This is a genomic window from Vibrio sp. FF266, from assembly GCF_041439695.1.
Lineage (GTDB): Bacteria > Pseudomonadota > Gammaproteobacteria > Enterobacterales > Vibrionaceae > Vibrio > Vibrio tasmaniensis_A.
In genome coordinates, this window is the sequence record NZ_JBGOOO010000010.1 from 82,823 (window position 1) to 108,125 (window position 25,303).

Below are 25,303 nucleotides of genomic sequence, written 5' to 3' on the forward strand. Positions count from 1 at the left end.
ATTTCATCGCTTACCCCAACACTCCTTCCTCGAAATTCGCTCTAAAGTTGAGCAGGCGACAGTAATTTCAACTGCCCACTGGTCTTATTAGTAGTGAAATCTCGTTTTTTAATGATACAGATGCTTCAACCACCTAGGAACTTTGAAGTACATCCATTAACATGAACAAGATCCCCCAAATAATAATATCCTAGGAACCTACACCTATGTCTGAAGACAGCCGCCAAGATCAATCCCCTCAAGAATTATCGCCTCAAGAACAATTCCGTCAGCAAGCTCTTGATTATCATGAGTTCCCAATTCCAGGCAAAATTGCCGTAGAACTGACGAAGCCTGCAAACTCTGCAGAAGACCTAGCACTGGCATACAGCCCTGGCGTAGCTGAGCCTGTTCGCGAGATCGCACAGAATGTCGATAACGTTTATAAGTACACAGGTAAAGGCAACATGGTTGCAGTTATCTCTAACGGTACTGCAATTCTTGGCTTAGGTAATCTTGGTCCTATTGCTTCTAAACCGGTCATGGAAGGTAAAGCGCTACTGTTTAAGCGTTTTGCTGGTTTAGATTCTATCGATATTGAAGTAAAACACCGCACAATCGATGAGTTCGTTGATACGGTTGCGAATATCGCAGATACATTTGGTGGTATTAACCTAGAAGACATCAAAGCACCAGACTGTTTTGAAATCGAGCGTCGCCTGATTGAGCGTTGTGATGTACCTGTTTTCCATGATGATCAACACGGTACTGCGATTGTAACGGCAGCGGGTATGCTTAACGCGATCGAGCTTCAAGGTAAGAAACTGGAAGAGTGTAAGATCGTTTGTTTAGGTGCTGGCGCAGCAGCGGTTGCTTGTATGGAGCTACTGATTAAGTGTGGCGCTCAGCGTGAGAAGATCTACATGCTTGACCGTAAAGGTGTGATCCACACTCGTCGTGATGACTTGAATGAATACAAAGAGCTGTTCGCAAATAACACCGACAAGCGCACGCTTGAAGATGTTATCGAAGGCGCTGACCTGTTCTTGGGTGTATCGGGTCCTAATCTGCTACCAGCTAAGGCACTTACGCTGATGGCTGATAAGCCTGTTGTGTTTGCATGTTCAAACCCAGATCCAGAGATCAAACCTGAGCTTGCACATGAAGTTCGTTCTGACCTAATCATGGGTACAGGCCGTAGTGATTACCCTAACCAAGTAAACAACGTACTTTGTTTTCCATTCATTTTCCGTGGTGCACTAGACGTGCGTGCGAGCGAAATCAATGACGAAATGAAGCTAGCGGCGGTTAAAGCGATTCGTGAACTAGCGAAAGAAGAAGTTCCTGCTGAAGTATTGGCAGCTGCGGGCGAGACTGCACTGGAGTTCGGTAAGGGTTACATCATTCCTAAGCCAATGGACCCGCGTCTGCTTCCTCGCGTTGCAAAAGCAGTTGCTGAAGCGGCTGTTGAGTCTGGCGTTGCTCGAATTGAGATGCCTGCTAACTATATGGCTTAATGCCTTAATGCCTTAGTAGCTTAGTAGCTTAGTAGCTTAGTAGCTCAGTAGCTGTTGCTCTATTGAGCGAAAAAGAATAATAAAAAACCGACTCATAGGAGTCGGTTTTTTTATGTCTATCATTCACAGCGCAGCTACAGATAACGTAGTGGGTGATGTGACAAATAGGGTTCAGCTATAGCGAATCAATAATGAAGGCGGTGACTGAGTTGTTTTTATTCTTCGTCAAACGCTTCGAACTCGATGCCCATCTCTGTCATCAGTTTTTTGACTTCAGTTGGGATGTCGTCTGGACGATCTTTACGAAGGTCTTCATCCGTTGGCAGTGGTTGGCCTGTGTACGCATGTAGAAAGGCTTCGCACAGTAGCTCACTGTTTGTTGCATGGCGTAGGTTATTGATCTGGCGGCGAGTGCGCTCGTCAGTAAGAACCTTTAACACTTTTAGAGGGATAGAAACTGTAATTTTCTTTACTTGTTCGCTTTTCTTTCCATGCTCAGCATATGGGCTTATGTATTCACCATTCCAGTCGGCCATTGCGTACCTTCATCACTTTAGTTGTTAGAATAAATTAATAGTGCTGATTTTAGCGGGATTTACTGCCATAAGCAAAGACATATAGACGTCCAGAAGTGTTGACGTCTCACGTTTATGAAAGTAAAGTGAGTAACATATATCTAACACAGCCACAAAATGCCGACAAGCAGCTGTGATTCTCAGACGCAAAACTTGTAAGGAAGCACCTATGAGCAGCCGGAAGCCAGCAACCATCGCAGTACGTACTGGCATCGAGTCAGACACGCAACACCATGCCGTTGTCCCACCTATTTATCTTTCGACTAACTATGGGTTTCCCGCTTTTGGTGAAGTGCCAAAGTATGATTATACCCGCTCTGGTAACCCAAACCGCGGCCTATTAGAAACGGCACTATTTGAGCTTGAGTCTGGTAAAGGCGCGGTTGTCACTAACTGTGGTACGTCGGCACTTAACTTATGGGTATCCGCTTTTTTAGGTGGCGATGATCTTATTATTGCACCGCACGACTGCTATGGCGGTACTTACCGTCTGTTTAACACACGCTCGCTCAAAGGTGACTTCAAAGTTCTGTTTGTTGATCAATCGGATCAAGCTGCACTGGATGCGGCGATCGCGCTTAAGCCAAAGTTGATCTTAATTGAAACGCCATCGAATCCATTGGTTCGTGTGGTTGATATTGCAGAAACTTGCCGTAAAGCGAAAGAAGTAGGTGCTCTGGTTGCTGTCGACAACACGTTTTTGACGCCTGTGTTCCAAAAGCCTTTAGAGCTGGGTGCGGATTTTGTTATCCACTCAACCACTAAATACATCAACGGACACTCAGATGTCATTGGTGGTGTTGTAGTTACTAAGACAGAAGAGCACGCTGAAGAGCTAGCATGGTGGGGTAACTGTATTGGTGCAACCGGCACACCATTTGATAGTTACATGACGCTACGTGGTATTCGTACGCTAGGTGCACGTATGCGCGTTCACGAAGAGAGCTCACGTGAAATTCTGACGGCTCTGCAACAACAAGATCTGGTGGGTACGATTTACCACCCAAGCCTGCCTGAACACCCGGGTCATGATATTGCCAAGAAACAGCAATCAGGTTTTGGCTCAATGTTGAGCTTTGAATTTGCGGGTTCATTCGAGGCACTTAAATATTTTGTGGATAAATTAGAGCTATTTTCTTTGGCTGAATCATTGGGCGGTGTTGAAAGCCTGATTTGTCATCCAGCGTCGATGACTCACCGTGCTATGGGCGAAGAAGCATTGGCAGAAGCGGGTGTTTCTCAACAATTACTGCGCCTTTCTGTTGGCCTTGAAGATGCAGAAGACTTGATTGATGATCTCAAGCAAGCGTTTGAAAAAACACAAGGCTTTATCGCAGAAGGGGAGGTTTAATAATGACAACCTTTCGCCAGCTACATAAATTTGGTGGCAGCAGTTTAGCGAACCCAGAGTGTTACCAACGCGTGGTCAATATTCTTAGAGAATACTCGTCAGCTACTGACTTGGTCGTGGTATCGGCTGCGGGTAAAACAACTAACCGCTTGATTGAGTTTGTTGAAGCGCTCGACAAAGATGGTCGTATTGCGCATGAATGTCTACAAACCCTTCGTCAGTTCCAGCTTGAGCTGATTGAAGCGCTGCTTGAAGGTGAGTCTGCGGCTCAGCTAACGGCCACTATTCAACAAGAATTTACTGCTTTAGGTGAGCTAACTGCTCCTCTAAGCGAATCGCAAAAAGCACAGGTGTTAGGACACGGTGAGGTTTGGTCTTCACGTTTGTTAGCTGCTCTGTTGTGCCAACATGACTTACAAGCAGTTGCTCAAGATGCGCGTGCCTTTTTACGTGCAGAAGCGGGGGCTCAACCCGAAGTGGATCGCGCGCGTTCTTATCCTCTGATTAAAGAAGTTTTGGCTCAGCATACGCATTGCCGAGTGGTGATTACGGGCTTTATGGCTCAGAACTGCGAAGGCGAAACGGTACTGCTAGGTCGTAACGGCTCGGATTACTCAGCAACTGTGATTGGCGCCTTGGCTGAAGTTGAACGTGTGACGATTTGGAGTGACGTGGCGGGCGTATACAGCGCTGACCCTCGTTTGGTTTCGGATGCGTGTTTACTGCCTCTGCTTCGCCTTGATGAAGCGAGTGAACTCGCTCGTCTGGCGGCTCCAGTGCTCCATAGCCGAACGCTACAGCCTGTGGCTCAAAGTGCTATGGATCTCAGCTTGCGCTGCAGCTACCAGCCAGAGGCGGGCTCTACACAGATAGAGCGTGTACTGGCATCGGGTCGTGGCGCAAAAATCATTACCTCTCTGGATGAAGTTCTGATCGTGCAGCTGACTTTTGGTCACGGTCATGATTTTGACCGTCTAGAAAGTGAAGTACTGGAAGGGCTTAAGCGCGCTCAACTTGAGCCGCTTGCTTATGAGCTTGAACCCGATCAGCACTGTTTGCGCCTTGCTTATACAGAAGAGATCGCTGGTGGCGCTTTAGAATATCTACAAGATCACGCGATTGAAGCGGAAATTAAGCTTAAAGAAGGCTTCTCTCTGATTGCGGCGGTGGGTGCTGGTGTGACTAAGAACCCGAACCATTGTTATGGATTCTACCAACAACTCAAGAGCTCGCCGGTTGAGTTCATTTCAGAAGCGAACTCTGGCTTAAGCTTGGTGGCTGTGATTCGTAAGAGTGAAACATCAAGCCTAGTGAAAGGCATTCACTCTCAACTGTTCCAAGCGCAAAAGCGTGTTGCGATTGCCTTGTGTGGTAAGGGCAACATTGGTTCAAGTTGGTTAAGCTTGTTTGCTGAACAAAAGGCTGAACTTGAAAAGCGTCGTGGAATGAACTTTGAATTGGTTGCGGTGGTTGATAGCCAAACTTATTGGTTCGATGATCAAGGCATTGATGCGACTTCTGTGAGCAAGCGTTTTGATGATGAAGCGATTGCCAATAACGGCAACGACTGGCTAGAGCGTTTGGGTTCTATTCAGGGCTACGATGAAGCGGTTGTGTTAGATGTCACTGCAAGCCCTGTGCTTGCAGCAAAGTACTTGCAAATTGCACAACAAGGTATTCACCTGATCTCGGCTAACAAGGTGGCAGGTTCTGCATCAAGTGAGTATTACCATCAAGTACAGGATGCTTTCGCTAAGATCAGCCGTCACTGGTTGTACAACGCGACAGTCGGCGCTGGCTTACCGATTAACCACACGGTACGTGACTTGCGTGAAAGCGGTGACGATATTATCGCTCTGTCAGGTATCTTCTCGGGCACTCTATCTTGGTTATTCCAACAGTTTGATGGCACGGTGTCATTCAGCGAGTTGGTTGACTTAGCGTGGCAGCAAGGCCTGACGGAACCGGATCCTCGCGCTGACCTCGATGGCTCAGACGTGATGCGTAAGCTAGTGATTCTGGCGCGTGAATCGGGTTTAGATATTGAGCCTGAAAACGTCAAAGTAGAATCATTGGTACCTGAAGAATTACAAGATCTGTCAGTGGATGACTTCTTTGATAAAGCTTCTGTACTGAGTGAAGAGTTGGCCGAGCGTTTAGAGAAAGCGCAGTCTCAACAGAAGGTCCTTCGTTACGTAGCGCGTTTAGAGAAGAATGGTAAGGCAACGGTAGGCGTTGAAGCGTTATCTAAAGAACACGCTCTGGCGAACTTACTGCCTTGCGACAACATCTTTGCGATTGAGAGCAAATGGTACAAAGATAATCCATTGGTTATTCGTGGCCCGGGTGCTGGTCGTGAAGTAACAGCTGGTGCAATTCAGTCTGATTTAAACAGAATGTCTAGCCTGTTTTAATACTGAGAGCGGTTGGCTTAATACTTAGAGCGATTGGCTTAATAGTCAGATCAATTGCTTTAATACTCAGATTAATTGTTTAAATGCGTAAATAGCATACTATCCACTAAGATAAATAAGGCTGAAAGCACGATGTGTTTTCAGTCTTTTTTCTACATTATTTCTTCTTTGCGACCCACCTATCGGCTTGAGCTTTTCTCACTATCTACTTGAAAAAAATTCATAATGGATCTGTTGACATTAAATCGTATTCAATTCATTCTGGAGACATATAGACGTCTAAACGTCGCTAGGGATTTGAGATTATTTAGTGGTTGCTTTTGCCACAGGGAGAGTAAGATGGGATACACACACGCAAGTCATATCGACGCTTTAAATCAGAATATTGCAGAGCTTTCTGACAACATCAATGTGTCATTTGAATTTTTCCCACCAAGCAGTGAGAAGATGGAAGAGACCCTGTGGAATTCTGTTCACCGTCTTAAAACACTTCAACCTAAATTTGTATCAGTAACCTATGGTGCAAACTCGGGTGAGCGTGATCGTACCCACTCAATCATTAAAGAAATTAAGAACCAAACAGGCTTAGTTGCTGCGCCACATTTAACGTGTATTGATGCTAGCCGCGAAGAGCTTATTCAAATTGCCGACGATTACTGGGCAAATGGCATTGAAAGTATTGTTGCGTTGCGTGGTGATATTCCAGCAGGCGGTGGTGCGCCAGATATGTATGCGTCTGATTTAGTCGAGCTGCTTAAATCTCGTCACGACTTTGATATATCAGTAGCGGCATTCCCTGAGGTTCACCCTGAAGCAAAAAGCGCTCAATCTGATCTTATTAACCTAAAACGTAAAGTGGATGCGGGTGCAAACCGTGCAATCACTCAGTTCTTCTTCGATGTCGAAAGCTACTTACGTTTTCGTGACCGTTGTGTGGCGGCTGGCGTTGACGTAGAGATTGTACCGGGTATCTTGCCGGTTTCTAACTTCAAGCAAGCGTCTCGTTTTGCTGCGATGAATAACGTAAAAGTACCAGGTTGGATGGCGAAGCAGTTCGAAGGGTTGGATGATGATCCAACAACTCGTCAGTTAGTTGGTGCTAGCCAAGCGATCGATATGGTTCGTACGCTAAGCCGTGAAGGTGTGAAAGATTTCCACTTTTACACGCTAAACCGTGCAGAAATGACTTATGCACTTTGCCACACATTAGGTGTTCGTCCACAAGTCGCTGCGCTTTAAGTAAAGTCTAGGAAGTAAAGCCCAAGCGCTTGTAAAAGCTTCTGGTAGTAACATTTCAAACCCTATAGATACAAAAAAGGCTTGGACTCTAAGAGTTCAAGCCTTTTGCTTTTCTAGCTTCTAGCTTCTAGCTTCTAGCTTCTAGCTTAACTTAAGCAAGAGCGCCAAGTTCAAGCAGTACTTCGTCAGCCCATACAATCCATGCTTCACGGATCAGTAGGTTACGGCGAAGCGTTAGACGCTCTAGGCGTGCTTGCTTGTCTAGTGTAGATGGCGTTGCGTAGTAAGCCGCTTCGATTTCTTTGTAGTGAGAAACCAGTTTGCGAGACTCTTCTACTAGTTCAGCAAGTTGTACACGGTACGCATCAGAAGGTTGTACAGCACAAGCGATTAACTTAGCTGAGAACTCGTCACGAACGGTTGGGTGTGCAGTTGGTTGTTCAAACCATTCACCTAGCGCGCCACGGCCAGCATCGGTGATAGAGTAAACTTTACGATCAGGTTTGCCTTCTTGAGGCTCAAGTACGCAAGTTACCTGGTCGTTCTGAGCCATTTTATTTAGCTCGCGGTAAACTTGTTGGTGGCTAGCTTTCCAGAAGTAACCAATGCTTGCGGAGAATTCTTTTGTGATATCGTAACCAGTAGCATCGCGTGTACTTAAAACGGTTAAAATTACGTGTGGTAATGACATGTCTGAAATCCAAATGGTAAACAGTAAACAAATACTTGAACAACAAGTGTGCTTCTATGGCACGTTATATTGGTTATGTTCAAGTAGCACCAACTCAATCGTTGGTTATGTCACCTTACAAAGCCGTTTATCACCTAGGTTGACCAGTTTATTGGTCGAGTGCCGCAGATTATTATTTTGGAGTGTTTCTGCAGCGGAGCAGTAGTATATCTAAATAATAAGCATAAAGTAGAATACATGGACAAAATAACCCAAAAAACTGACAAAATACTCATTAGTGGTCATTTGGTAAAATAAAAAGGCCGCCAATGGCGACCTTTTGTTCTTTTTGTAGATGTAAATGCTGGTCAGGTTATAGTAGGAATCACTAATTAACCAGTGTTTCGCATACCTGCTGCAATACCTGCAATCGTCACCATTAGCGCTTCTTCTAGCTCTGCTGGTGGTGTTTCACACTTACGAGTACGGTAAAGCAGTTCCGCTTGAAGCATGTTTAGTGGCTCAACATAGATGTTACGTAGACGAATTGACTCAAGTCCCCAAGGGTCGCTTTGCATCAAGTTCTCGTTATTTTCTACATTCAGCACCGCTTTGATGTCTTTTTGCAGCTGTTCACGCAGTAACTCACCCAGAGGTAATAGCTCTTCGTCAACAAGTCGCTGGTCGTAGTACTTAGCGATTTCCATGTTGCACTTCGAGTACACCATTTCCAGCATACCTAGACGAGTCGAGAAGAATGGCCATTCACGACACATCTCTTCAAGTAGCGCTTGATGGCCTTGATCGACAGAGTATTGAATCGCTTCACCAGCGCCTAACCATGCAGGAAGTACCAAACGGTTTTGGCTCCATGAGAAGATCCATGGGATCGCACGTAGGCTTTCTACGCCGCCGTTCGGGTTACGTTTCGCAGGACGAGAACCAAGAGGTAACTTGCCTAACTCTAGCTCTGGCGTCGCTTGGCGGAAGTAAGGAACAAACTTCTCTTCACCACGAACGACGTTGCGGTAAGCTTCGCAAGATACTTCAGACAGCACTTCCATTAGGTCGCGCCATTCTTGTTTTGGCTCTGGTGGTGGCAGAAGGTTCGCTTCTAGAATCGCACTTGCGTATAGGTTGAAGCTATTAACTGCAACATCTGGCAAGCCAAGTTTAAAGCGAATCATTTCGCCTTGTTCAGTTACACGTAAGCCGCCTTTCAAGCTTTTAGGTGGCTGAGAAAGAAGAGCTGCGTGCGCTGGCGCACCACCACGACCAACCGTACCACCACGACCGTGGAATAGAGTCAGTTCAATGCCTTCTTCTTCACAAGCCTTAACTAGCTTGTCCATTGCATCGTATTGCGCCCAGCCTGCAGACATTACACCGGCATCTTTAGCTGAGTCAGAATATCCGATCATCACCATTTGGTGGTTCTGGATAAAGCCACGGTATAAATCGATGCTCATTAGCTGTTTCATTACGGCTTCTGAGTTGTTCAAGTCGTCTAGCGTTTCGAACAATGGACATACGTCCATGCGGTACGGGCAACCACATTCTTGTAGAAGCAAATGTACAGCCAATACATCCGAGGCAGTACGAGCCATAGAGATCACGTAAGCACCAAAGGCTTCACGAGGTTGAGCAGCAACGACCTTACAGGTGTCTAAAACCTCTTTGACCTGCTCAGATGGTTCCCAGTCGCGTGGTAACAGTGGGCGCTTTGAGCTTAGTTCATTGGTTAAGAAAGCAACCTTATCTTGCTCGCTCCATTGGTCGTAATCACCAATGCCTAGGTAGCGAGTCAATTCAGATAGCACATCTGAGTGACGAGTACTTTCTTGACGAACATCGAGACGAACCAAATGCACGCCGAATGCTTTTAGGCGGCGTAGCGTATCAAGTAGAGAACCGTCCGCGATTACGCCCATGCCACATTCGTGCAGTGATTGGTAACATGCGTAAAGTGGTGTCCAAAGTTGGTCTATGTTCTGGAGAGTTTCTTTCTTCGGTACTTCTGCGTCGTGCAGTTTTGCATCAAGCACTTCTAGCGTGTTGTTCAGCAGAGTACGTAGGCTCTTCAGGATTGCACGGTAAGCTTCGTGCTCATCGCCAGCCAATTCACGAACGGCATCATTACACTTGGTCATCGACAGTTCGGTAATCAACTCGTTCACGTCACCTAGGTATAGATCAGCGGCTTTCCAGCGAGACAGACGCAGTACTTCTTTAGTGATGGTGTGCGTTACGAATGGGTTACCATCGCGGTCACCACCCATCCAAGATGAGAAATGAACAGGGCGCGCATCAATTGGCAGGCCTTCACCAAGGTAACCTTTTAATCGACCATCCATTTCACGTAGGAAATCAGGCACAGCTTCCCAAAGTGAGTTTTCGACAACCGCAAAGCCCCACTTAGCTTCATCAAGTGGAGTAGGACGTTGCTGACGAATCACATCCGAGTGCCAACCTTGAGCAATAAGTTGCTCTAGGCGGCGTTCTGTCTTGGCACGCTCTTTGTGTGATAGGTCGCTTAATTCTAATTTAGACAGACACTCGTTGATCTTAACCAGTTTGTTGATCATGGTGCGACGAGTGATTTCTGTTGGGTGTGCAGTCAGAACGAGTTCAATGTTCAGGTCGCGAACGGCTTGAGCTGCGTCTAGCTTGCTGATGTCATTCTGATTTAATTTGGAAAATAGAGATTGCAGCACATCTGGTTCACAAACATGCTCCTCACAGTGGCGAGAGATCGTATGGTATTGCTCTGCCATGTTGGTGAGGTTGAGAAATTGGTTAAATGCACGAGCAACAGGAGTGAGTTGTTCGTTCGGCAGGTTTTTGATTTCTTCAACTAGGCTGTCACGGTCAGCTTTGTTGCCTGCGCGGGCGGATTTGGAAAGTTTACGGATAGTCTCCACTTTCTCTAAGATAACGTCACCATGTGCATCTTGGATTGTGTTACCTAGCAAGCGTCCCAGCATGCTTACGTTACTCTTGAGAGCGGCGTATTTCTCGTTCATTGTCATCCTGCCTCGTAAAAAAATTACATCCATTGTTCCTTGTTAAGTACACAATCTAGCGAAAAGTGCTGTATCTAGTCAAATAAAGCATTCTAAGTTTGCAATTATTAGGTTTAAAAATGCGGGAGAAGTAAATTTTTCAAAACTTAGGGAAAAAGTGAAATTTAATTACAAGATCGGGCTGTGTCAGGGATAACAGAATAAAAGCCACCTTTTCGGGTGGCTTTTATACGAAAATATCGGAAGGAAAGTAATAACTAGAAACAATATTTACGGATCGATTTACTCAGAACATCAATTGTAGGGTCAATAAAATCGAAGCTTAAGAACTCATCCGGTTGGTGAGCTTGGTCGATTGAGCCTGGGCCTAACACTAAGGTTGGACATAACTCCTGAAGGAAAGGTGCTTCAGTACAATAGTTCACGGTTTGAGATTCGGTTTCACACACCGATTCCATGCCACCGATAAATGGATGATCGTGCTGACACTCGTAACCCGGAATCGGCTCATGCAGGGGAGTAATCTCAATCCTGCCCGGCCATTTTGCTTCTACTTCCTTGAGCGCGCTGCGCAGCATGTTATCCAAACCATCTAAGCTGATGCCCGGTAAAGGACGAACGTCGTAGTGTAATTCACAACAACCACAGATTCGGTTAGCGCTATCTCCTCCGTGAATATGCCCAAGATTTAGAGTAGGGCTTGGTATCGCGAAACCCGGGTGATGGTACTCTTTGACTAACTTGTCACGCAGCTGCATTAAAGCAAACAGCACTTCATGCATGATCTCGATGGCGTTAACGCCTAATGCAGGATCAGAAGAGTGACCTGATTTACCCGTTACTCGCACGGCATTAGCGACGTGACCTTTATGACCGCGAATAGGCACTAGGCTGGTTGGCTCACCAATAATGCAGTAGTCCGGTTTAAACGGCGCATTTTCAGTGAAATGACGTGCACCTAGCATAGTGGTTTCTTCGTCACACGTAGCTAAAACATAAAGCGGCTTGGTTTGCTTGCTCCAATCCATTTTCTTAGCAGCTTCATAAACGAAGGCAAAAAAGCCTTTCATATCGGCGGTGCCTAATCCGTAGAAGCGGTTGTTGTGTTCTGTCAATGCGTGAGGGTCGAAGTTCCAACGTCCTTCATCGAATGGCACGGTATCGCTGTGTCCTGCAAGCAATAAGCCCCCTTCGCCTGAACCCATCTTTGCGACCATATTATGCTTGCCGGGTTCGACTTCCACGACCTCAACGCTAAAGCCTACGTCTTCAAACCATTGAGCCATTTTTTCGATCACTTTCTCGTTGCCATGATCCCAGCTTGGATCTGTTGAGCTAATGGAGTCGGTGGAAATTAGGCCTTTATAGACCTCAAGGAAACTCGGTAATTGCATAATATCTTCACTTCTACTATTGACAGGAAAACCATAAGTCGGTAAAACACATATTAAATCATATTTAATGCATAAGAAATCAAATATAGCTAAAAATTAAGTATGAATAGTCAAATTTGAAATATAACTTACCTCAAGAATGGATGTGTTGAGATGTTGAAAACCACGATCATTGGTGCAAGCGGCTATACAGGAGCAGAACTGGCTCTAATGATAAACAGACACCCTGAGCTCACGCTATCAGGTTTATATGTCTCAGCCAATAGTGTAGATGCGGGCAAACCTATCGCTGCACTGCACGGTAAGTTAGCTGGCCTGATTGATATGCCAGTACAACCTTTAACAAATCCGGAAGAAGTGGCCAAACAGTCTGATGTGATTTTTCTAGCAACGGCACACGAAGTCAGTCACGACCTAGCGCCAATTTTTCTAGAGAACGACTGCCAAGTGTTCGACCTATCGGGTGCATTCAGAGTTAAAGGTGAAAACTTCTATCAAGAGTTTTACGGTTTTGAACATCAACACGAACAATGGCTAGACAAAGCGGCTTACGGTTTAGCGGAATGGAACGAACAAGAAATCAAAGAAGCTCAGCTTGTTGCGGTAGCGGGTTGTTACCCAACGGCATCACAACTGGCGATTAAGCCTTTGGTTGAAGCCAAGTTACTTGATGAGAACCAATGGCCAGTGATTAACGCAACCAGCGGTGTGACTGGCGCAGGCCGCAAGGCGACCATGGTTAACAGCTTCTGCGAAGTGAGCCTGCAAGCTTATGGCGTCTTCAATCACCGTCATCAACCTGAAATGGCCGCACATTTAGGACGTGATGTGATTTTCACCCCGCACCTCGGCAACTTTAAGCGTGGCATTTTAGCGACCATTACCATGAAACTGGCTGACGGTGTGGCAGAACAACAGATACAAGATGCCTTCGAGCAAGCTTATCAAGGTAAGCCAGCTGTGAGATTGCTCGAAGAGACATTGCCAAGAATTCAAGATGTAGAACAGACACCTTTCTGCGATTTAGGCTGGAAGGTACAAGGTCAGCACATCATCGTTGTTTCAGCGATTGATAACTTATTAAAGGGTGCATCTAGCCAAGCGATGCAGTGTTTAAATTTACGTTATGGTTTTGCGCCATTAACTGCGTTAGTGTAAGGAAATCTAGATATGAGCCTTAATAATCAACCATTAATCATAAAGTTAGGTGGCGCTGCGCTATCTTGTGGTGAAACACTTAGCAAGTTATTTGGTGCGATTTCAGCTTACCAACAACAGGCACAGCGACCAATCGTGATTGTTCACGGCGGCGGTTACCTTGTTGATGATTTGATGAATAAGTTGAACCTCGAAACCGTTAAGAAAGAGGGGCTACGTGTTACTCCTTATGATCAGATCCCTGTTATCGCTGGCGCGCTAGCGGGCACGGCCAACAAACTACTTCAAGGTCAGGCAATTAAAGACGGTATCAATGCCGTTGGTTTGAGCCTTGCAGATGGTGGTTTATGCAAAGTGAGCGAACTGAACCCTGAACTGGGCGCGGTAGGAAAAGCGGAGCCGGGCGACTCAACCGTTCTGCAAGCGATTCTTAATGCGGGCGCACTGCCAATCATTAGCTCAATTGGTCTGACTGAGCAAGGCCAACTGATGAATGTGAATGCCGACCAAGCTGCGGTTGCCGTTGCAGGCGCGCTTGATGCTGAACTGGTACTGCTTTCTGATGTAAGCGGTGTGTTGGATGGCAAAGGTCACCTGATTCCAAGCCTTAATCAACAACAAGCTGATGACCTTATTACAGGCAAAGTGATTACCGATGGCATGATCGTTAAGGTTCAAGCCGCACTAGAAGCCGCTAACGACCTTGGGCGACCAATCGAAGTTGCCACTTGGCGATACCCAGAAAAGCTAACACAACTGTTTTCAGGTAAAAGCATAGGAACGCAGTTTTTACCTCAGTAGACCTCACAACGAGTTACTACTTAAAGAATTTAGACAAATAAATTTAACACATAATAATGAAGTCATTTCCAACGCTGACCGCCATGTGCAGTATGGAAACTAGGAGAAAGAAAATGAGCAAAGTTAACGTAAAGAAAGTTGTAGTAGCCTACTCTGGCGGTCTAGACACATCAGTAATTATTCCATGGTTGAAAGAGAACTATGATTGCGAAGTTATCGCATTTGTTGCAGATGTAGGCCAAGGCGATGAAGAGCTGATTGGTATTGAAGAGAAAGCAAAAGCTTCTGGTGCATCTGAGTGCTACATCGCAGACCTTAAAGAAGAGATGGTGGCTGACTACATCTACCCAACGCTAAAAACTGGCGCTTACTACGAAGGTAAATACCTACTAGGTACTTCAATGGCTCGTCCAATTATCGCGAAAGCTCAGGTTGAGGTTGCACGTAAAGTCGGTGCAGACGCACTGTGTCACGGCTGTACAGGTAAGGGTAACGACCAAGTTCGTTTTGAAGGCGCATTTGCTGCACTAGCACCGGATCTACACGTAATTGCACCTTGGCGTGAATGGGATCTAGTGAGCCGTGAAGAGTGTCTAGATTACCTAGCTGAACGTAACATCCCTTGTACGGCTTCTCTTACTAAGATCTACTCGCGTGATGCAAACGCATGGCACATCTCTACAGAAGGCGGCGTGCTAGAAAATACATGGAACGCACCGGATGAAGATTGCTGGGCTTGGACTGTAGACCCAGAGCAAGCGCCAAACGAATCTGAAACTGTGACGCTTAAAGTTGAAAAAGGTGAAGTGGTAGCGGTTGATGGCGAAACAATGACGCCATACAACGCACTGGTTTACCTAAATGAGAAGGGTGCGAAGCACGGTGTTGGTCGTATCGATATCGTAGAAAACCGTCTTGTTGGCATGAAGTCTCGTGGTTGTTACGAAACTCCAGGTGGCACAATCATGATGGAAGCACTGCGTGCAGTAGAGCAACTGGTTCTTGATAAAGCGGCATTCGAATTCCGTGAAGAGCTAGGTGTTAAAGCTTCTCACCTTGTATACGATGGCCGTTGGTTCACTCCGCTATGTAAGTCAATTCTTGCAGCAACAGATGAGCTAGCACAAGACGTGAATGGTGAAGTGGTTATCAAACTTTACAAAGGCCATGCAACGGTGACTCAGAAGCGTTCTGACAACAGCTTGTACTCAGAAGAGTTTGCAACCTTTGGTGAAGATGAAGTTTACGACCAAAGCCACGCTGAAGGCTTTATCCGTCTTTACTCGTTATCAAGCCGTATTCGTGCTCTGAATAGCCAAAAGTAATCATAACCATGAGTTAGTGAGCTAGCCTTTTACGAATAACGGAAGGCTAGCAAATAGACATTATTATGCAAAGCCCATCCACTATTGATTAGTGAATGGGCTTTTTTCTATCGATTAGTCTAATAAATCAGCTTCGGTTTTTATCATTGAATGGCATATAATTCGCGAATCACGCTGAAAATAAATAATGGATTAAACTATTGGTGAATAAATATGTGAAAATAGTGAATTAATACTTTATTTTTATTTTGAATTGCCGTAAGTTTAAACCATCAGAAAAATACTGAATTTTAATCAGAATTATCATTTGCAAAAACAGTGAGCACTGTGCAATTAGGAGATACACAATGGCATTATGGGGCGGTAGATTTACCCAAGCAGCAGACACCCGGTTTAAAGATTTTAACGATTCTCTTCGTTTTGATTACCGATTGGCTGAGCAAGACATTGTGGGCTCAATTGCCTGGTCTAAAGCTCTACTGTCGGTCAACGTATTAACAGAAGAAGAGCAACAGAAGCTTGAGTTAGCGTTGAATGAGCTAAAACTTGAGGTGATGGAAGATCCTGAACAGATTCTACGTTCTGATGCAGAAGATATTCACAGCTGGGTTGAGCAACAACTTATCGGCAAAGTCGGTGACTTGGGCAAAAAACTTCACACTGGCCGTTCTCGTAATGACCAAGTGGCGACCGACCTGAAATTATGGTGTCGTCAGCAAGGTAATCAACTGCTACTGGCATTGGATCGCCTACAAAGCCAAATGGTGAACGTTGCTTCTCAGCATCAAGAAACCGTGCTTCCTGGCTACACTCACTTACAACGTGCTCAGCCGGTAACTTTTGCTCACTGGTGCTTGGCTTACGTTGAAATGCTTGAGCGTGATTATTCTCGTTTGAATGATGCGATTAAGCGTCTAGATACATGTCCGCTGGGTTCTGGTGCCCTTGCTGGAACTGCTTACCCGATGGACCGTGAAGAGTTAGCTCACAACTTAGGTTTCCATCGTGCAACGCGTAACTCTCTAGATTCAGTATCTGACCGTGATCATGTGATGGAGCTGATGTCGATTGCATCTATTTCTATGCTTCACCTTTCGCGTCTTGCAGAAGATATGATTTTCTACAACTCGGGTGAATCGAACTTCATCGAGTTAGCAGATACCGTGACATCAGGTTCATCTCTGATGCCACAAAAGAAAAACCCAGATGCGCTAGAGCTAATCCGTGGCAAAACTGGCCGTGTGTACGGTTCATTAGCTGCAATGATGATGACTGTAAAAGCTCTGCCTTTGGCGTACAACAAAGACATGCAAGAAGATAAAGAAGGTCTGTTCGACGCTTTAGATACTTGGAATGATTGTATGGAAATGGCTGCTCTTTGTTTTGATGGCATTAAAGTGAACGGCGAACGTACACTTGAAGCAGCGAAGCAAGGTTATGCGAACTCAACAGAATTGGCTGATTACTTAGTAGCGAAAGGCATTCCTTTCCGTGAAGCTCACCATATTGTTGGTGTGACGGTAGTTGCTGCGATTGCTAAAGGCTGCGCATTAGAAGAATTAACCATCGCGGAGATGAAAGAGTTCTCTGAGGTGATTGAAGAGGATGTGTATGACATCCTGACCATTGAGTCGTGTCTTGAAAAACGTAGCGCGCTAGGCGGTGTATCTCCACAACAAGTGGCTTACGCGGTTGACCAAGCAGAGAAGCGTTTATCACAGCGTGATACTTCTATCGTTAAGGTTCGTTCTGCTCGTCTGACCGATATTGAAGCGTTGGAAGGCATGGTGGCCTACTGGGCGAATATGGGTGAAAACCTGCCTCGTTCTCGTAATGAACTGGTGCGTGATATTGGCTCGTTTGCCGTCGCAGAGCATCATGGCGAGGTGACGGGTTGTGCATCACTCTATGTGTATGACTCTGGTTTAGCGGAAATCCGTTCGTTAGGTGTTGAAGCTGGCTGGCAAGGTCAAGGGCAGGGCACCGCGATTGTGCAGCACTTGGTTGATAAAGCGCGACAAATGGCGATCAAGAAGGTGTTTGTGCTGACTCGTACCCCAGAGTTCTTTATGAAGCATGACTTTTTACCGACATCAAAATCTCTGTTGCCTGAGAAGGTACTGAAAGATTGTGATCAGTGTCCTCGCCAACATGCATGTGATGAAGTGGCGTTGGAAGTGAACTTGGTTGAACAGATCATCGCAAAGGTAAATGTTGCATAAGGCATTGATTTTATGGCGCCTAAAAAAAAGATCAAAAATCTGATCTTTTTTGGGAACAAACTGAGAAAAGTCCGGTCTATTAAAGTACCACTGCTTTTTCTTAGAATTTTCTAAGAAAGCCCTAGAATCGATTGGTTCTGGGGCTTTTTTCTATCTGCTGTTTGGGAAATGATGGGAGCTTGCTAAGTAGGGGCATTTAATTGGGCGTCTGGCCTTTATCGCTTATCTAGCAACGTCTCTCTGTTAACGCTTTTTGTTCCTTAAAGGCAGCACGACAAATTTCATTATCCAATGCAACGACAGCAACCCACTGAACGCGAAAGCGGCCATCATCAAGGCGATGGCATTGATGGTTTTTGGGTCTTCTCTGAAAAATACCCACCATGCTCCCCAACTTAAAATCGACAACACCATCAGCTGATTCATGCAGCGCTGGCAGCGGCCGAGTTTGTTACGGATTTTTTCACTTTTATTGCAATGAATGCATGTCATCTTGGGTTTGATTCGCGTTATGCTTGTTGCCTTGATAATAACACGTCACAAGATATTGGATCACGGTGACACAGAGAGAGAAAGTCGATGATTGAGCGTCAAGAAACCAAACAACGCATGAGCCGTATTGTGAAACACAACGGCACTATCTACCTATGTGGCCAAGTGTGTGCTGATGCAACCAAAGACATCACTGAGCAAACACAAACGATGCTGGATAAAGTGGAAGCCCTACTTGAGCAAGCGGGCAGCGATAAAGAGCATATGCTGTCAGCAACGATTTACTTGAAAGACATGAAAGACTTCCAAGAAATGAACGCAGTATGGGATGCATGGGTTCCTGAAGGTCACGCTCCAGCTCGCGCATGTGTAACGGGTGATATGGCTCGTGAAGCGCTACTTGTTGAGATCTCTGTGATTGCTGCTGAGAAGTAATTGCTAAGCCTTTAGCTATAAGCAATGGCTTCAAGAGATTCCAGATACCTCGTCCCGCGGTTCTGGAATGACGAGTTTAGTTTTGGTTTAGCTGATGCGTCACTTTGATTTGCTTCAGTTTAGACGCGTTTGAAGAGCACCGCTATTCTGGTTAGCTTCGCCTAGACGTGTATGAAAATAGCTGTCATTCCCGAGAGCGACGAAGGAGCGTAATCGGGAATCTATAGTTTACTTGTTGCCAAAAACAAAAAGGAAAGCCACTGGCTTTCCTTTTTAGTATCTAGCGTTTGTTAACTGACTAACGATAGCCTGAGATTAACAACCCGGACCACAATCCAGACAGTGTTTCACCATCTCTGGACCTAGGTGCAGTTTCGCATTGAGGTCACGTAGCGCTGTTCGCACACCCTCTTCGATTACTGGGTGGTAGAACGGCATGTCTAGCATTTCAGAAACCGTCATCTTGTTCTGGTGTGCCCATGCTAATAAGTGAGCCAAGTGTTCCGCGTTTGGTCCCATCATTTCAGCACCTAGGAAGCGACCTGTACCTTGCTCGCCGTAAACATGCAGAATACCTTTGTTGCGTAGCATCACTCGAGAACGACCTTGGTTCTCGAAAGACACTTCACCCGTTGCGAAACAGCCACATGTGCCTAAGCGGGTTATGATCTCTTTGTAGGTTTCACCAACCATCGCGATTTGCGGGTCAGAGAATACCGCCGAGATTTTAGAGCGGCGTAGGCCTGCACGAATTTCTGGGAAACGACCTGCATTGTCACCCGCAATACGCGCTTGGTCTGCTGCTTCATGTAGTAGAGGCAGTTGGTTACTCGCATCACCAGCGATAAATACTGATGGTAGCGATGTTTGTAGCGTGTAGTGGTCTGCGATTGGCACACCACGTTCATCAAGTTCTAGAGAGGTATTCTCTAAGCCAAGCTTGTCAGTGTTAGGGCGACGGCCTGTCGCTGCCAGTACGTACTCAACGACGTTAGTTTCTAATTCACCTTGTTTATTGATGAACTGGATTTCAACGCGAGCCTCACCCGATTCAGTGGTAATGCGCTTCATGCTTTCGATTTTCACGTCGGCATCTAGATAGAACTCTTCATTGAAGGCTTTATCTGCGTAAGCCATGATCTCTGGGTCGGTAACTGGACCAACTTGACCACCTAAACCGAACAGTTTTGTTTTTACACCCAAGCGGTGCAGTGACTGACCAAGCTCAAGACCAATAACACCAGGGCCAAATACGGCAACCGATTCTGGTAAGTCATCCCAGCTGAACACGTCATCGTTAATGATCAGACGATCACCAAGCTCATTCCAAACGGCAGGGTATGCAGGGCGAGAGCCGGTCGCGATAACAATACGTTTAGCGGTGACAACCGTGTGGTCATCAATTTGTAGTGTGTTGTCGTCTAAAAATTTTGCGTAACCAGAGATCTTGTCTTGCTCTGGGATTTCATCAACACCTTCTAAAACAAAACCAACAAAACGGTCACGTTCAAACTTCACTCGGTCCATCACTTCACGGCCGTTAATCACGATATCACCTTGTGGGTGAACGCCAAAAGCCGGAGCTTTCTCGATTTGGTGTACGCTTTCCGCTGCTGCAATAAGCAGTTTGGATGGCATACAACCAACACGAGCACAGGTTGTACCGTAAGGGCCGCCTTCAATCATCACAACACTGTCAGTGTGTGCTTTTGCAGCGCGGTAAGAACCTAAACCTGCCGTACCGCCCCCGATAACTGCTACATCTACATTGACTTGTTTCATAATAATTTTCTCGCAATGGCTAAATTTGGTTTGAACGAACCCCTCCAACTCTGGTGATTTCTTGAGAGTCAGGATAGTGGGTCAGTTTTGTGATTCTGTTTTATTAGGTTTAGCTTGTGACTCTGCTTTTATTACTAACTATAGGTTAGTAAAAGACAGGCGAGTCACCAGCTATATTCTTTTTTCCAAAACTTAGATAAGAGTGTTTGGAATGGCTAACCCACAAGAGGGTGGGTTAGCGGATACTTCTAAGCCTATATCGGCGATGAAGCGATTAGCCTAGGAAAGTTTCTAGTTCTTCGCTACCACCGATGTGTTTGCCACCGATGAATACTTGAGGAACGGTAGTGCGACCAGAGATTGCACGCAGACTTACTGTTGTTGCATCTTTACCTAGAACCACTTCTTCGTAGTTCAGACCTTTGTCGATTAGGTTCTGTTTTGCTTTCATACAGAAAGGACAGCCTGGCTTAGTGAATACTGTGATTGACTCTTGCTCTTTGTGCTCAGGAGCAAGGTAGTTAAGCATAGTATCAGCATCAGAAACCTTGAACGGGTCGCCTGGTACGTCTTCTTCGATGAACATTTTTTCTACCACGCCGTTTTTAACCAGCATGCTGTAGCGCCATGAACGTTTGCCGAAGCCGATGTCGTTTTTCTCAACTAGCATACCCATGCCGTCTGTGAAATCACCGTTACCATCTGGGATGAATGTGATGTTTTCCGCTTCTTGGTCTGCTTTCCAAGCGTTCATTACGAATGTGTCGTTTACTGAAACACACAGAATGTCATCAACACCGTTTTCTTTGAATACAGAGTGTAGCTCGTTGTAACGAGGAAGGTGGCTTGACGAACATGTTGGCGTAAACGCACCTGGTAGGCTGAATACGATAACTGTCTTGTCTTTGAATAGCTCTTCAGTCGTTACGTTAACCCATGCATCACCTTGGCGAGTTGGGAATGTTACTTGAGGGATTGATTGACCTTCTTTAGATGCAAACATATTGATTTCCTTAAATAGTATTTTTAATTTTGTTCTATCAGAGCTTAACGTTTTTCTTCGCTCTGTTTCGTTTCGTTGAGCCCATTATTAGATAAATCCTTTGATAGCTCTAATCGTTTGATGTTATGGTTTTGATAGGTAAATTCTATCAAGAGCATTTTTCTTTTAAATGTTTCTATTAGAACCCTTGTTCTTATTAAAACCTGAGGTAAGAGACTGATCATGAACATTCGTGACTTTGAATACTTGGTGGCGCTCGCAGAGCATAAACACTTCCGAAAAGCGGCAGAAGCGTGCTTTGTCAGTCAGCCGACACTAAGCGGTCAAATACGCAAACTCGAAGATGAAATTGGACTTCAGTTAACCGAGCGTAGTCCAAGGAAGGTAATATTTACAGAATCAGGGTTACAACTTGTTGAACAAGCCAAGCGTATTCTCAATGAAGTAAAGACTTTTAAAGATATGGCAAGTGGACACGGTGAAGCGATGACGGGGCCGATGCACATTGGTTTTATTCCGACCGTTGGCCCTTATATTTTACCTAAGATCATTCCTCATCTTAAAGAGTGCTTTCCCGATCTTGAGCTTTACCTGCATGAAGCGCAGACTCATCAATTAGTGAGCCAACTTGAAGATGGCAAGCTGGATTGCTTGGTACTGGCTGCGGTTGATGAAACCGCGGTGTTCAAAGAGATTGATGTGTATGACGAGCCGTTAAGTGTTGCTGTTCCATGTGACCACGAGTGGGCTCAGCAAGACACTGTCGATATGCTGCAGCTAAATGGACAAACCGTACTGGCGCTAGGTGACGGTCACTGTTTAAGAGACCAAGCCTTGGGCTTCTGTTTTGCTGCGGGTGCGAAAGACGATGAGCGCTTTAAGGCAACCAGCTTAGAAACGCTGCGTAACATGGTCGCGGCGGGGGCGGGTATTACCTTACTACCTCAGTTATCGGTGCCAAAGGAAAAGCAGAAAGATGGTGTGTGTTACGTGCCAGCAGTGAATCCAACACCTTCACGTAGAATTGTCGTGGCTTACCGTCCGGGCTCTCCATTGAAGGGACGTTTCGAGCAATTGGCTGAGACGATTCGAACTCAACTGGAGAAGACGGCTTAGCGCTTGAGTTTAGAGCCTAGTCTGTCAGATATAGATATAAAAAAAGGGTTGATATGAATGCATATCAACCCTTTTTATTGGTTCATGTTACTAGGTTCTACAAACCCTAGTTAGAACAGTTCTTCTACTGCTTCACCTGATGAGGTTGAGTAGATGTCGTCATTGAAACGTTCAGTGATGTACTCGGTTGGCTCTGTGCCTTTTTCGAAGTACTCGAACATTGATGAGCTATCGAACTTGTTGGTCAGTAAGCCAGTTTCACGGTCGATACGAACACGGACGATGTTCTCCGGAATCTCTTTACGCTCAGCAGGAACGCCCGCTAACGCCGTACCCATGAAATCAACCCATGCCGGTTCTGCTGTTTTTGCGCCAGCTTCTGCACCAGTAATCTGATTTTTACCAAGGTTCGAGTTCGCTTTGGTTCTGCCTAGGTTGCGGTTGTGGTTATCAAAACCAACCCATACCGTTGCAACCATGCCAGGGCCGTAACCGCTGTACCAAGTATCTTTCGAATCGTTGGTGGTTCCCGTTTTGCCGCCAATGTCACGACGCTTCAACGGCTGTGCACGCCAACCTGTACCGTTCCAACCCGTACCTGCGCTCCAATCACCGCCACCCCAGATGTTGCTGTACATCATTTCACGAACAAGGAACGCGTTCTGCTCAGTGATCACTTGAGGTGCGTACTGTACTTGGGCATCCACATCTTGCTCTGCAAACTCATTAGCCATTGAATCTGAGGTCATTGGCTGTTGGCAATCGTCTTTACACACAACTTTCGGTGTCGCTTGGAATTCAGTCTCACCAAATGGTGTCTCAATACGGCTGATGTAGAAAGGTTCAACGTAGTAGCCGCCATTCGCAAATACTGAGTAACCTTGTGCTACCTTCATTGGCGTTAAGCTACCCGCACCCAGAGCAATGGTTTCAGAACGCGGTACTTCGTCAATATCAAAACCAAATCGAGTTAGGTAGTTACGAGTATCATCCAAGCCCACTTCGCGCAGTACACGTACCGCCATTACGTTTTTAGATTGAGCTAAGCCAATACGTAAACGAGTTGGACCCACATAGGTCGGTGGTGAGTTCTTTGGTCGCCATGCCGTACCTTGGCTCTTATCCCATTGATTGATAGGCGCATCGTTGATCAGTGAGGCTAGCGTTAAGCCTTTTTCAATCGCTGCTGAGTAGATAAATGGTTTGATACCAGAACCCACCTGACGAATAGATTGGGTCGCACGGTTGAATTTGTTGTGTACAAAGTTAAAGCCACCCACCATCGACAATACTGCGCCGTTGTTAGGGTTCATGGCAACAAACGCGGTGTTTGCATTTGGCACTTGGCTTAGTCGCCATACAACCGGTGTTTCAGGTTCAGTTGTTGTTTCTTCGGTAGGCTCTTCAGATACTTCATCGCCGGTTACTGCTTCATGGCGAACCCAAACTTGCTCACCAACAGCCAAAATCTCTTTCGCTTGAGAAGGCGCTGGACCTTGGCGGTTGTCCGTTAGGAATTTACGCGCCCAGTTCATGCCTTGCCACTCGATAGTGCCTTCGCCTTGGTTCTTAACCCAAACTTGAGCGCTTTTCGAATCAACAGCGGTTACAACTGCTGGTACTAAGTCACCATAGGTTGGTTGAGACTTAAGGTGCTTAACGATTTGTTTTTGATCCCAAGCCGACTGCGCCGTTTGCCACAATACTTTTTCAGCACCACGGTAACCGTGGCGTTCATCGTAGCCAAGTAGGTTCTTAATCGCGGCTTGGTTCGCTGCTTTTTGCAGTTTTGAATCAACGGTCGTGTAAACCTTCATGCCTGATGTGTAAGCGGCTTCACCATAGCGTTCAACCATCCAAGCTCGTGCAACTTCTGCTACATACGGCGCGCTCAGTTCAATTTCGGCACCGTGATATTTCGAGATAAGCTCTTCACTGCGAGCTTCATCGTACTCTGATTGAGTGATGTATTTTTCGTCTAGCATACGACGTAATACCACGTTACGACGGTTGGTCGCACGCTCAACAGAATAAATAGGGTTCATAGTTGAAGGTGCTTTTGGCATGCCCGCAAGCGTAGCCAATTCACTTAAGGTGAGCTCAGGAAGATCCTTACCAAAATAAACACGCGCTGCTGCGCCGAAACCATATGAACGGTGGCCAAGGAAGATCTTGTTTACGTAAAGCTCCATGATCTCTTCTTTACTAAGAAGTTGCTCAATGTGGATCGCAATGAAGATCTCTTTGATTTTACGCATAATCTTTTTCTCATTAGATAAGAAGAAGTTACGCGCAAGCTGCTGAGTTATGGTACTCGCCCCTTGTTTGGCTGAACCGGACATAGCAACCACGAGTGCTGCTCGAGTAATACCAATTGGATCAATACCAGGGTGCTCGTAGAAGCGGCTATCTTCGGTAGCAATCAAAGCTTCAACTAGGTGGCGAGGAATCTCGTCATAAGTCACTGGATTACGACGCTTTTCACCAAATTGAGAGATCAATTTACCGTCTTGACTGAAGACTTGCATTGGCGTTTGGAGTTCTACGTCACGCAAAGTGGCAACATCAGGCAACTCTGGTTTTACGTAATAGTAAAACCCGAAAATTGTACTGACTCCAAGAATCATGCAAATCAATGTAAATATGAATAATCGCTTTATGAACTTCACCGGATAATCCCTGATTAGTTAAGGCTGATAAGCAGCAAACCCTTGTACTCTAGGTTAAAAACTTAGCTTTCGTTTATTAACGCTTATTTAACTAATAATCACAACCCCTAGATAATCAACGAAATGCTTGGCACTTCA

General features: G+C 45.7%; 19 protein-coding genes. 10 read left to right on the forward strand and 9 right to left on the reverse strand.

Annotated elements, in window-relative coordinates; translation table 11 throughout:
* Positions 1-206 precede the first annotated feature (206 nt).
* Positions 207-1,496, forward strand: a complete 1,290-nt coding sequence (locus ACED59_RS10340; protein WP_009848885.1) for a malic enzyme-like NAD(P)-binding protein — start codon at positions 207-209, stop codon at positions 1,494-1,496.
* A 215-nt stretch (positions 1,497-1,711) separates the two neighbouring features.
* Here ACED59_RS10340 and metJ read toward each other — a convergent pair whose 3' ends face one another.
* The gene (gene metJ / locus ACED59_RS10345) at positions 1,712-2,032 is read right to left on the reverse strand and encodes a met regulon transcriptional regulator MetJ (RefSeq protein ID WP_004729686.1); all 321 of its coding nucleotides are present in this window, start codon (positions 2,030-2,032) and stop codon (positions 1,712-1,714) included.
* 208 nt (positions 2,033-2,240) lie between these two features.
* Between metJ and ACED59_RS10350 the strand changes: the two genes are divergently transcribed.
* The 3 genes from ACED59_RS10350 (at position 2,241) to metF (ending at position 7,075) form a co-directional block, all read left to right on the forward strand.
* Positions 2,241-3,422 carry an O-succinylhomoserine (thiol)-lyase gene (locus ACED59_RS10350; protein WP_029223750.1) on the forward strand — a complete coding sequence of 394 codons (1,182 nt, stop codon included), beginning with the start codon at positions 2,241-2,243 and terminating at the stop codon, positions 3,420-3,422.
* A 2-nt stretch (positions 3,423-3,424) separates the two neighbouring features.
* Positions 3,425-5,836: a bifunctional aspartate kinase/homoserine dehydrogenase II gene (locus ACED59_RS10355; protein ID WP_017096538.1), complete on the forward strand. Its 2,412-nt coding sequence runs from the start codon at positions 3,425-3,427 to the stop codon at positions 5,834-5,836.
* A gap of 339 nt (positions 5,837-6,175) precedes the next feature.
* The gene (metF, locus tag ACED59_RS10360) at positions 6,176-7,075 is read left to right on the forward strand and encodes a methylenetetrahydrofolate reductase (RefSeq protein WP_009848888.1); all 900 of its coding nucleotides are present in this window, start codon (positions 6,176-6,178) and stop codon (positions 7,073-7,075) included.
* A gap of 151 nt (positions 7,076-7,226) precedes the next feature.
* Here metF and ACED59_RS10365 read toward each other — a convergent pair whose 3' ends face one another.
* From ACED59_RS10365 to argE, 3 genes are all read right to left on the reverse strand, one after another.
* On the reverse strand, positions 7,227-7,766 hold the full coding sequence (locus tag ACED59_RS10365) for a PadR family transcriptional regulator (protein WP_009848889.1): 540 nt from the start codon (positions 7,764-7,766) through the stop codon (positions 7,227-7,229).
* A gap of 371 nt (positions 7,767-8,137) precedes the next feature.
* On the reverse strand, positions 8,138-10,774 hold the full coding sequence (ppc, locus tag ACED59_RS10370; RefSeq protein ID WP_017096539.1) for a phosphoenolpyruvate carboxylase: 2,637 nt from the start codon (positions 10,772-10,774) through the stop codon (positions 8,138-8,140).
* A gap of 251 nt (positions 10,775-11,025) precedes the next feature.
* Positions 11,026-12,162, reverse strand: coding sequence for an acetylornithine deacetylase (gene argE / locus ACED59_RS10375; RefSeq protein ID WP_017096540.1), 1,137 nt, complete (start codon positions 12,160-12,162; stop codon positions 11,026-11,028).
* A 153-nt stretch (positions 12,163-12,315) separates the two neighbouring features.
* On the opposite strand from argE, the gene argC reads away from it, so the two are divergent.
* The 4 genes from argC to argH all read left to right on the forward strand — a co-directional run bounded on the left by argC (position 12,316) and on the right by argH (position 17,668).
* Positions 12,316-13,320: an N-acetyl-gamma-glutamyl-phosphate reductase gene (gene argC / locus ACED59_RS10380; RefSeq protein WP_017096541.1), complete on the forward strand. Its 1,005-nt coding sequence runs from the start codon at positions 12,316-12,318 to the stop codon at positions 13,318-13,320.
* 12 nt (positions 13,321-13,332) lie between these two features.
* A complete protein-coding gene (gene argB / locus ACED59_RS10385; protein WP_017061138.1) occupies positions 13,333-14,121 on the forward strand; it encodes an acetylglutamate kinase in 789 nt (262 codons plus the stop codon).
* Between the two features lie 113 nt (positions 14,122-14,234).
* Positions 14,235-15,446 (forward strand): argininosuccinate synthase, encoded by a 1,212-nt coding sequence (locus ACED59_RS10390; RefSeq protein WP_009848894.1) that lies wholly within the window; start codon positions 14,235-14,237, stop codon positions 15,444-15,446.
* Positions 15,447-15,793: 347 nt separating this feature from the next.
* Entirely contained in the window at positions 15,794-17,668 is a 1,875-nt protein-coding gene (argH, locus tag ACED59_RS10395; RefSeq protein ID WP_009848895.1) for an argininosuccinate lyase, read from the forward strand.
* Positions 17,669-17,911: 243 nt separating this feature from the next.
* Here argH and ACED59_RS10400 read toward each other — a convergent pair whose 3' ends face one another.
* On the reverse strand, positions 17,912-18,160 hold the full coding sequence (locus ACED59_RS10400; protein WP_029223751.1) for a DUF3624 domain-containing protein: 249 nt from the start codon (positions 18,158-18,160) through the stop codon (positions 17,912-17,914).
* A gap of 87 nt (positions 18,161-18,247) precedes the next feature.
* On the opposite strand from ACED59_RS10400, the gene ACED59_RS10405 reads away from it, so the two are divergent.
* Positions 18,248-18,595 carry a RidA family protein gene (locus tag ACED59_RS10405; protein ID WP_004729674.1) on the forward strand — a complete coding sequence of 116 codons (348 nt, stop codon included), beginning with the start codon at positions 18,248-18,250 and terminating at the stop codon, positions 18,593-18,595.
* A gap of 315 nt (positions 18,596-18,910) precedes the next feature.
* On the opposite strand, the gene ACED59_RS10410 is transcribed toward ACED59_RS10405, so the two are convergent.
* From ACED59_RS10410 to ACED59_RS10420, 3 genes are all read right to left on the reverse strand, one after another.
* Positions 18,911-20,377, reverse strand: coding sequence for a dihydrolipoyl dehydrogenase (locus ACED59_RS10410; protein ID WP_017096543.1), 1,467 nt, complete (start codon positions 20,375-20,377; stop codon positions 18,911-18,913).
* A gap of 274 nt (positions 20,378-20,651) precedes the next feature.
* Positions 20,652-21,380 (reverse strand): glutathione peroxidase, encoded by a 729-nt coding sequence (locus ACED59_RS10415; protein ID WP_017061133.1) that lies wholly within the window; start codon positions 21,378-21,380, stop codon positions 20,652-20,654.
* A gap of 44 nt (positions 21,381-21,424) precedes the next feature.
* Complete coding sequence (locus tag ACED59_RS10420) at positions 21,425-21,604, reverse strand: hypothetical protein (protein WP_017096544.1); 180 nt, start codon at positions 21,602-21,604, stop codon at positions 21,425-21,427.
* Here ACED59_RS10420 and oxyR point away from each other — a divergent pair.
* Complete coding sequence (oxyR, locus tag ACED59_RS10425) at positions 21,603-22,496, forward strand: DNA-binding transcriptional regulator OxyR (protein WP_017096545.1); 894 nt, start codon at positions 21,603-21,605, stop codon at positions 22,494-22,496. The two genes, ACED59_RS10420 and oxyR, sit on opposite strands and share 2 nt — an antisense overlap.
* Positions 22,497-22,606: 110 nt before the next feature.
* Here the strand turns inward: oxyR and ACED59_RS10430 are convergent, their stop codons facing one another.
* Positions 22,607-25,165, reverse strand: a complete 2,559-nt coding sequence (locus ACED59_RS10430) for a penicillin-binding protein 1A (RefSeq protein WP_017096546.1) — start codon at positions 25,163-25,165, stop codon at positions 22,607-22,609.
* Between the last annotated feature and the right edge of the window lie 138 nt (positions 25,166-25,303).

Coding starts and splice junctions, on each gene's coding strand:
- ACED59_RS10390 (WP_009848894.1), top strand. CDS start 14,235: ATGAGCAAAGTTAACGTAAAGAAAGTTGTAGTAGCCTACTCTGGCGGT.
- oxyR (WP_017096545.1), top strand. CDS start 21,603: ATGAACATTCGTGACTTTGAATACTTGGTGGCGCTCGCAGAGCATAAA.
- ACED59_RS10400 (WP_029223751.1), bottom strand. CDS start 18,160: ATGACATGCATTCATTGCAATAAAAGTGAAAAAATCCGTAACAAACTC.
- ACED59_RS10350 (WP_029223750.1), top strand. CDS start 2,241: ATGAGCAGCCGGAAGCCAGCAACCATCGCAGTACGTACTGGCATCGAG.
- ACED59_RS10415 (WP_017061133.1), bottom strand. CDS start 21,380: ATGTTTGCATCTAAAGAAGGTCAATCAATCCCTCAAGTAACATTCCCA.
- ppc (WP_017096539.1), bottom strand. CDS start 10,774: ATGACAATGAACGAGAAATACGCCGCTCTCAAGAGTAACGTAAGCATG.
- ACED59_RS10365 (WP_009848889.1), bottom strand. CDS start 7,766: ATGTCATTACCACACGTAATTTTAACCGTTTTAAGTACACGCGATGCT.
- metF (WP_009848888.1), top strand. CDS start 6,176: ATGGGATACACACACGCAAGTCATATCGACGCTTTAAATCAGAATATT.
- metJ (WP_004729686.1), bottom strand. CDS start 2,032: ATGGCCGACTGGAATGGTGAATACATAAGCCCATATGCTGAGCATGGA.
- ACED59_RS10420 (WP_017096544.1), bottom strand. CDS start 21,604: ATGATCAGTCTCTTACCTCAGGTTTTAATAAGAACAAGGGTTCTAATA.
- ACED59_RS10340 (WP_009848885.1), top strand. CDS start 207: ATGTCTGAAGACAGCCGCCAAGATCAATCCCCTCAAGAATTATCGCCT.
- ACED59_RS10355 (WP_017096538.1), top strand. CDS start 3,425: ATGACAACCTTTCGCCAGCTACATAAATTTGGTGGCAGCAGTTTAGCG.
- ACED59_RS10410 (WP_017096543.1), bottom strand. CDS start 20,377: ATGAAACAAGTCAATGTAGATGTAGCAGTTATCGGGGGCGGTACGGCA.
- argE (WP_017096540.1), bottom strand. CDS start 12,162: ATGCAATTACCGAGTTTCCTTGAGGTCTATAAAGGCCTAATTTCCACC.
- ACED59_RS10405 (WP_004729674.1), top strand. CDS start 18,248: ATGATTGAGCGTCAAGAAACCAAACAACGCATGAGCCGTATTGTGAAA.
- argC (WP_017096541.1), top strand. CDS start 12,316: ATGTTGAAAACCACGATCATTGGTGCAAGCGGCTATACAGGAGCAGAA.
- argH (WP_009848895.1), top strand. CDS start 15,794: ATGGCATTATGGGGCGGTAGATTTACCCAAGCAGCAGACACCCGGTTT.
- argB (WP_017061138.1), top strand. CDS start 13,333: ATGAGCCTTAATAATCAACCATTAATCATAAAGTTAGGTGGCGCTGCG.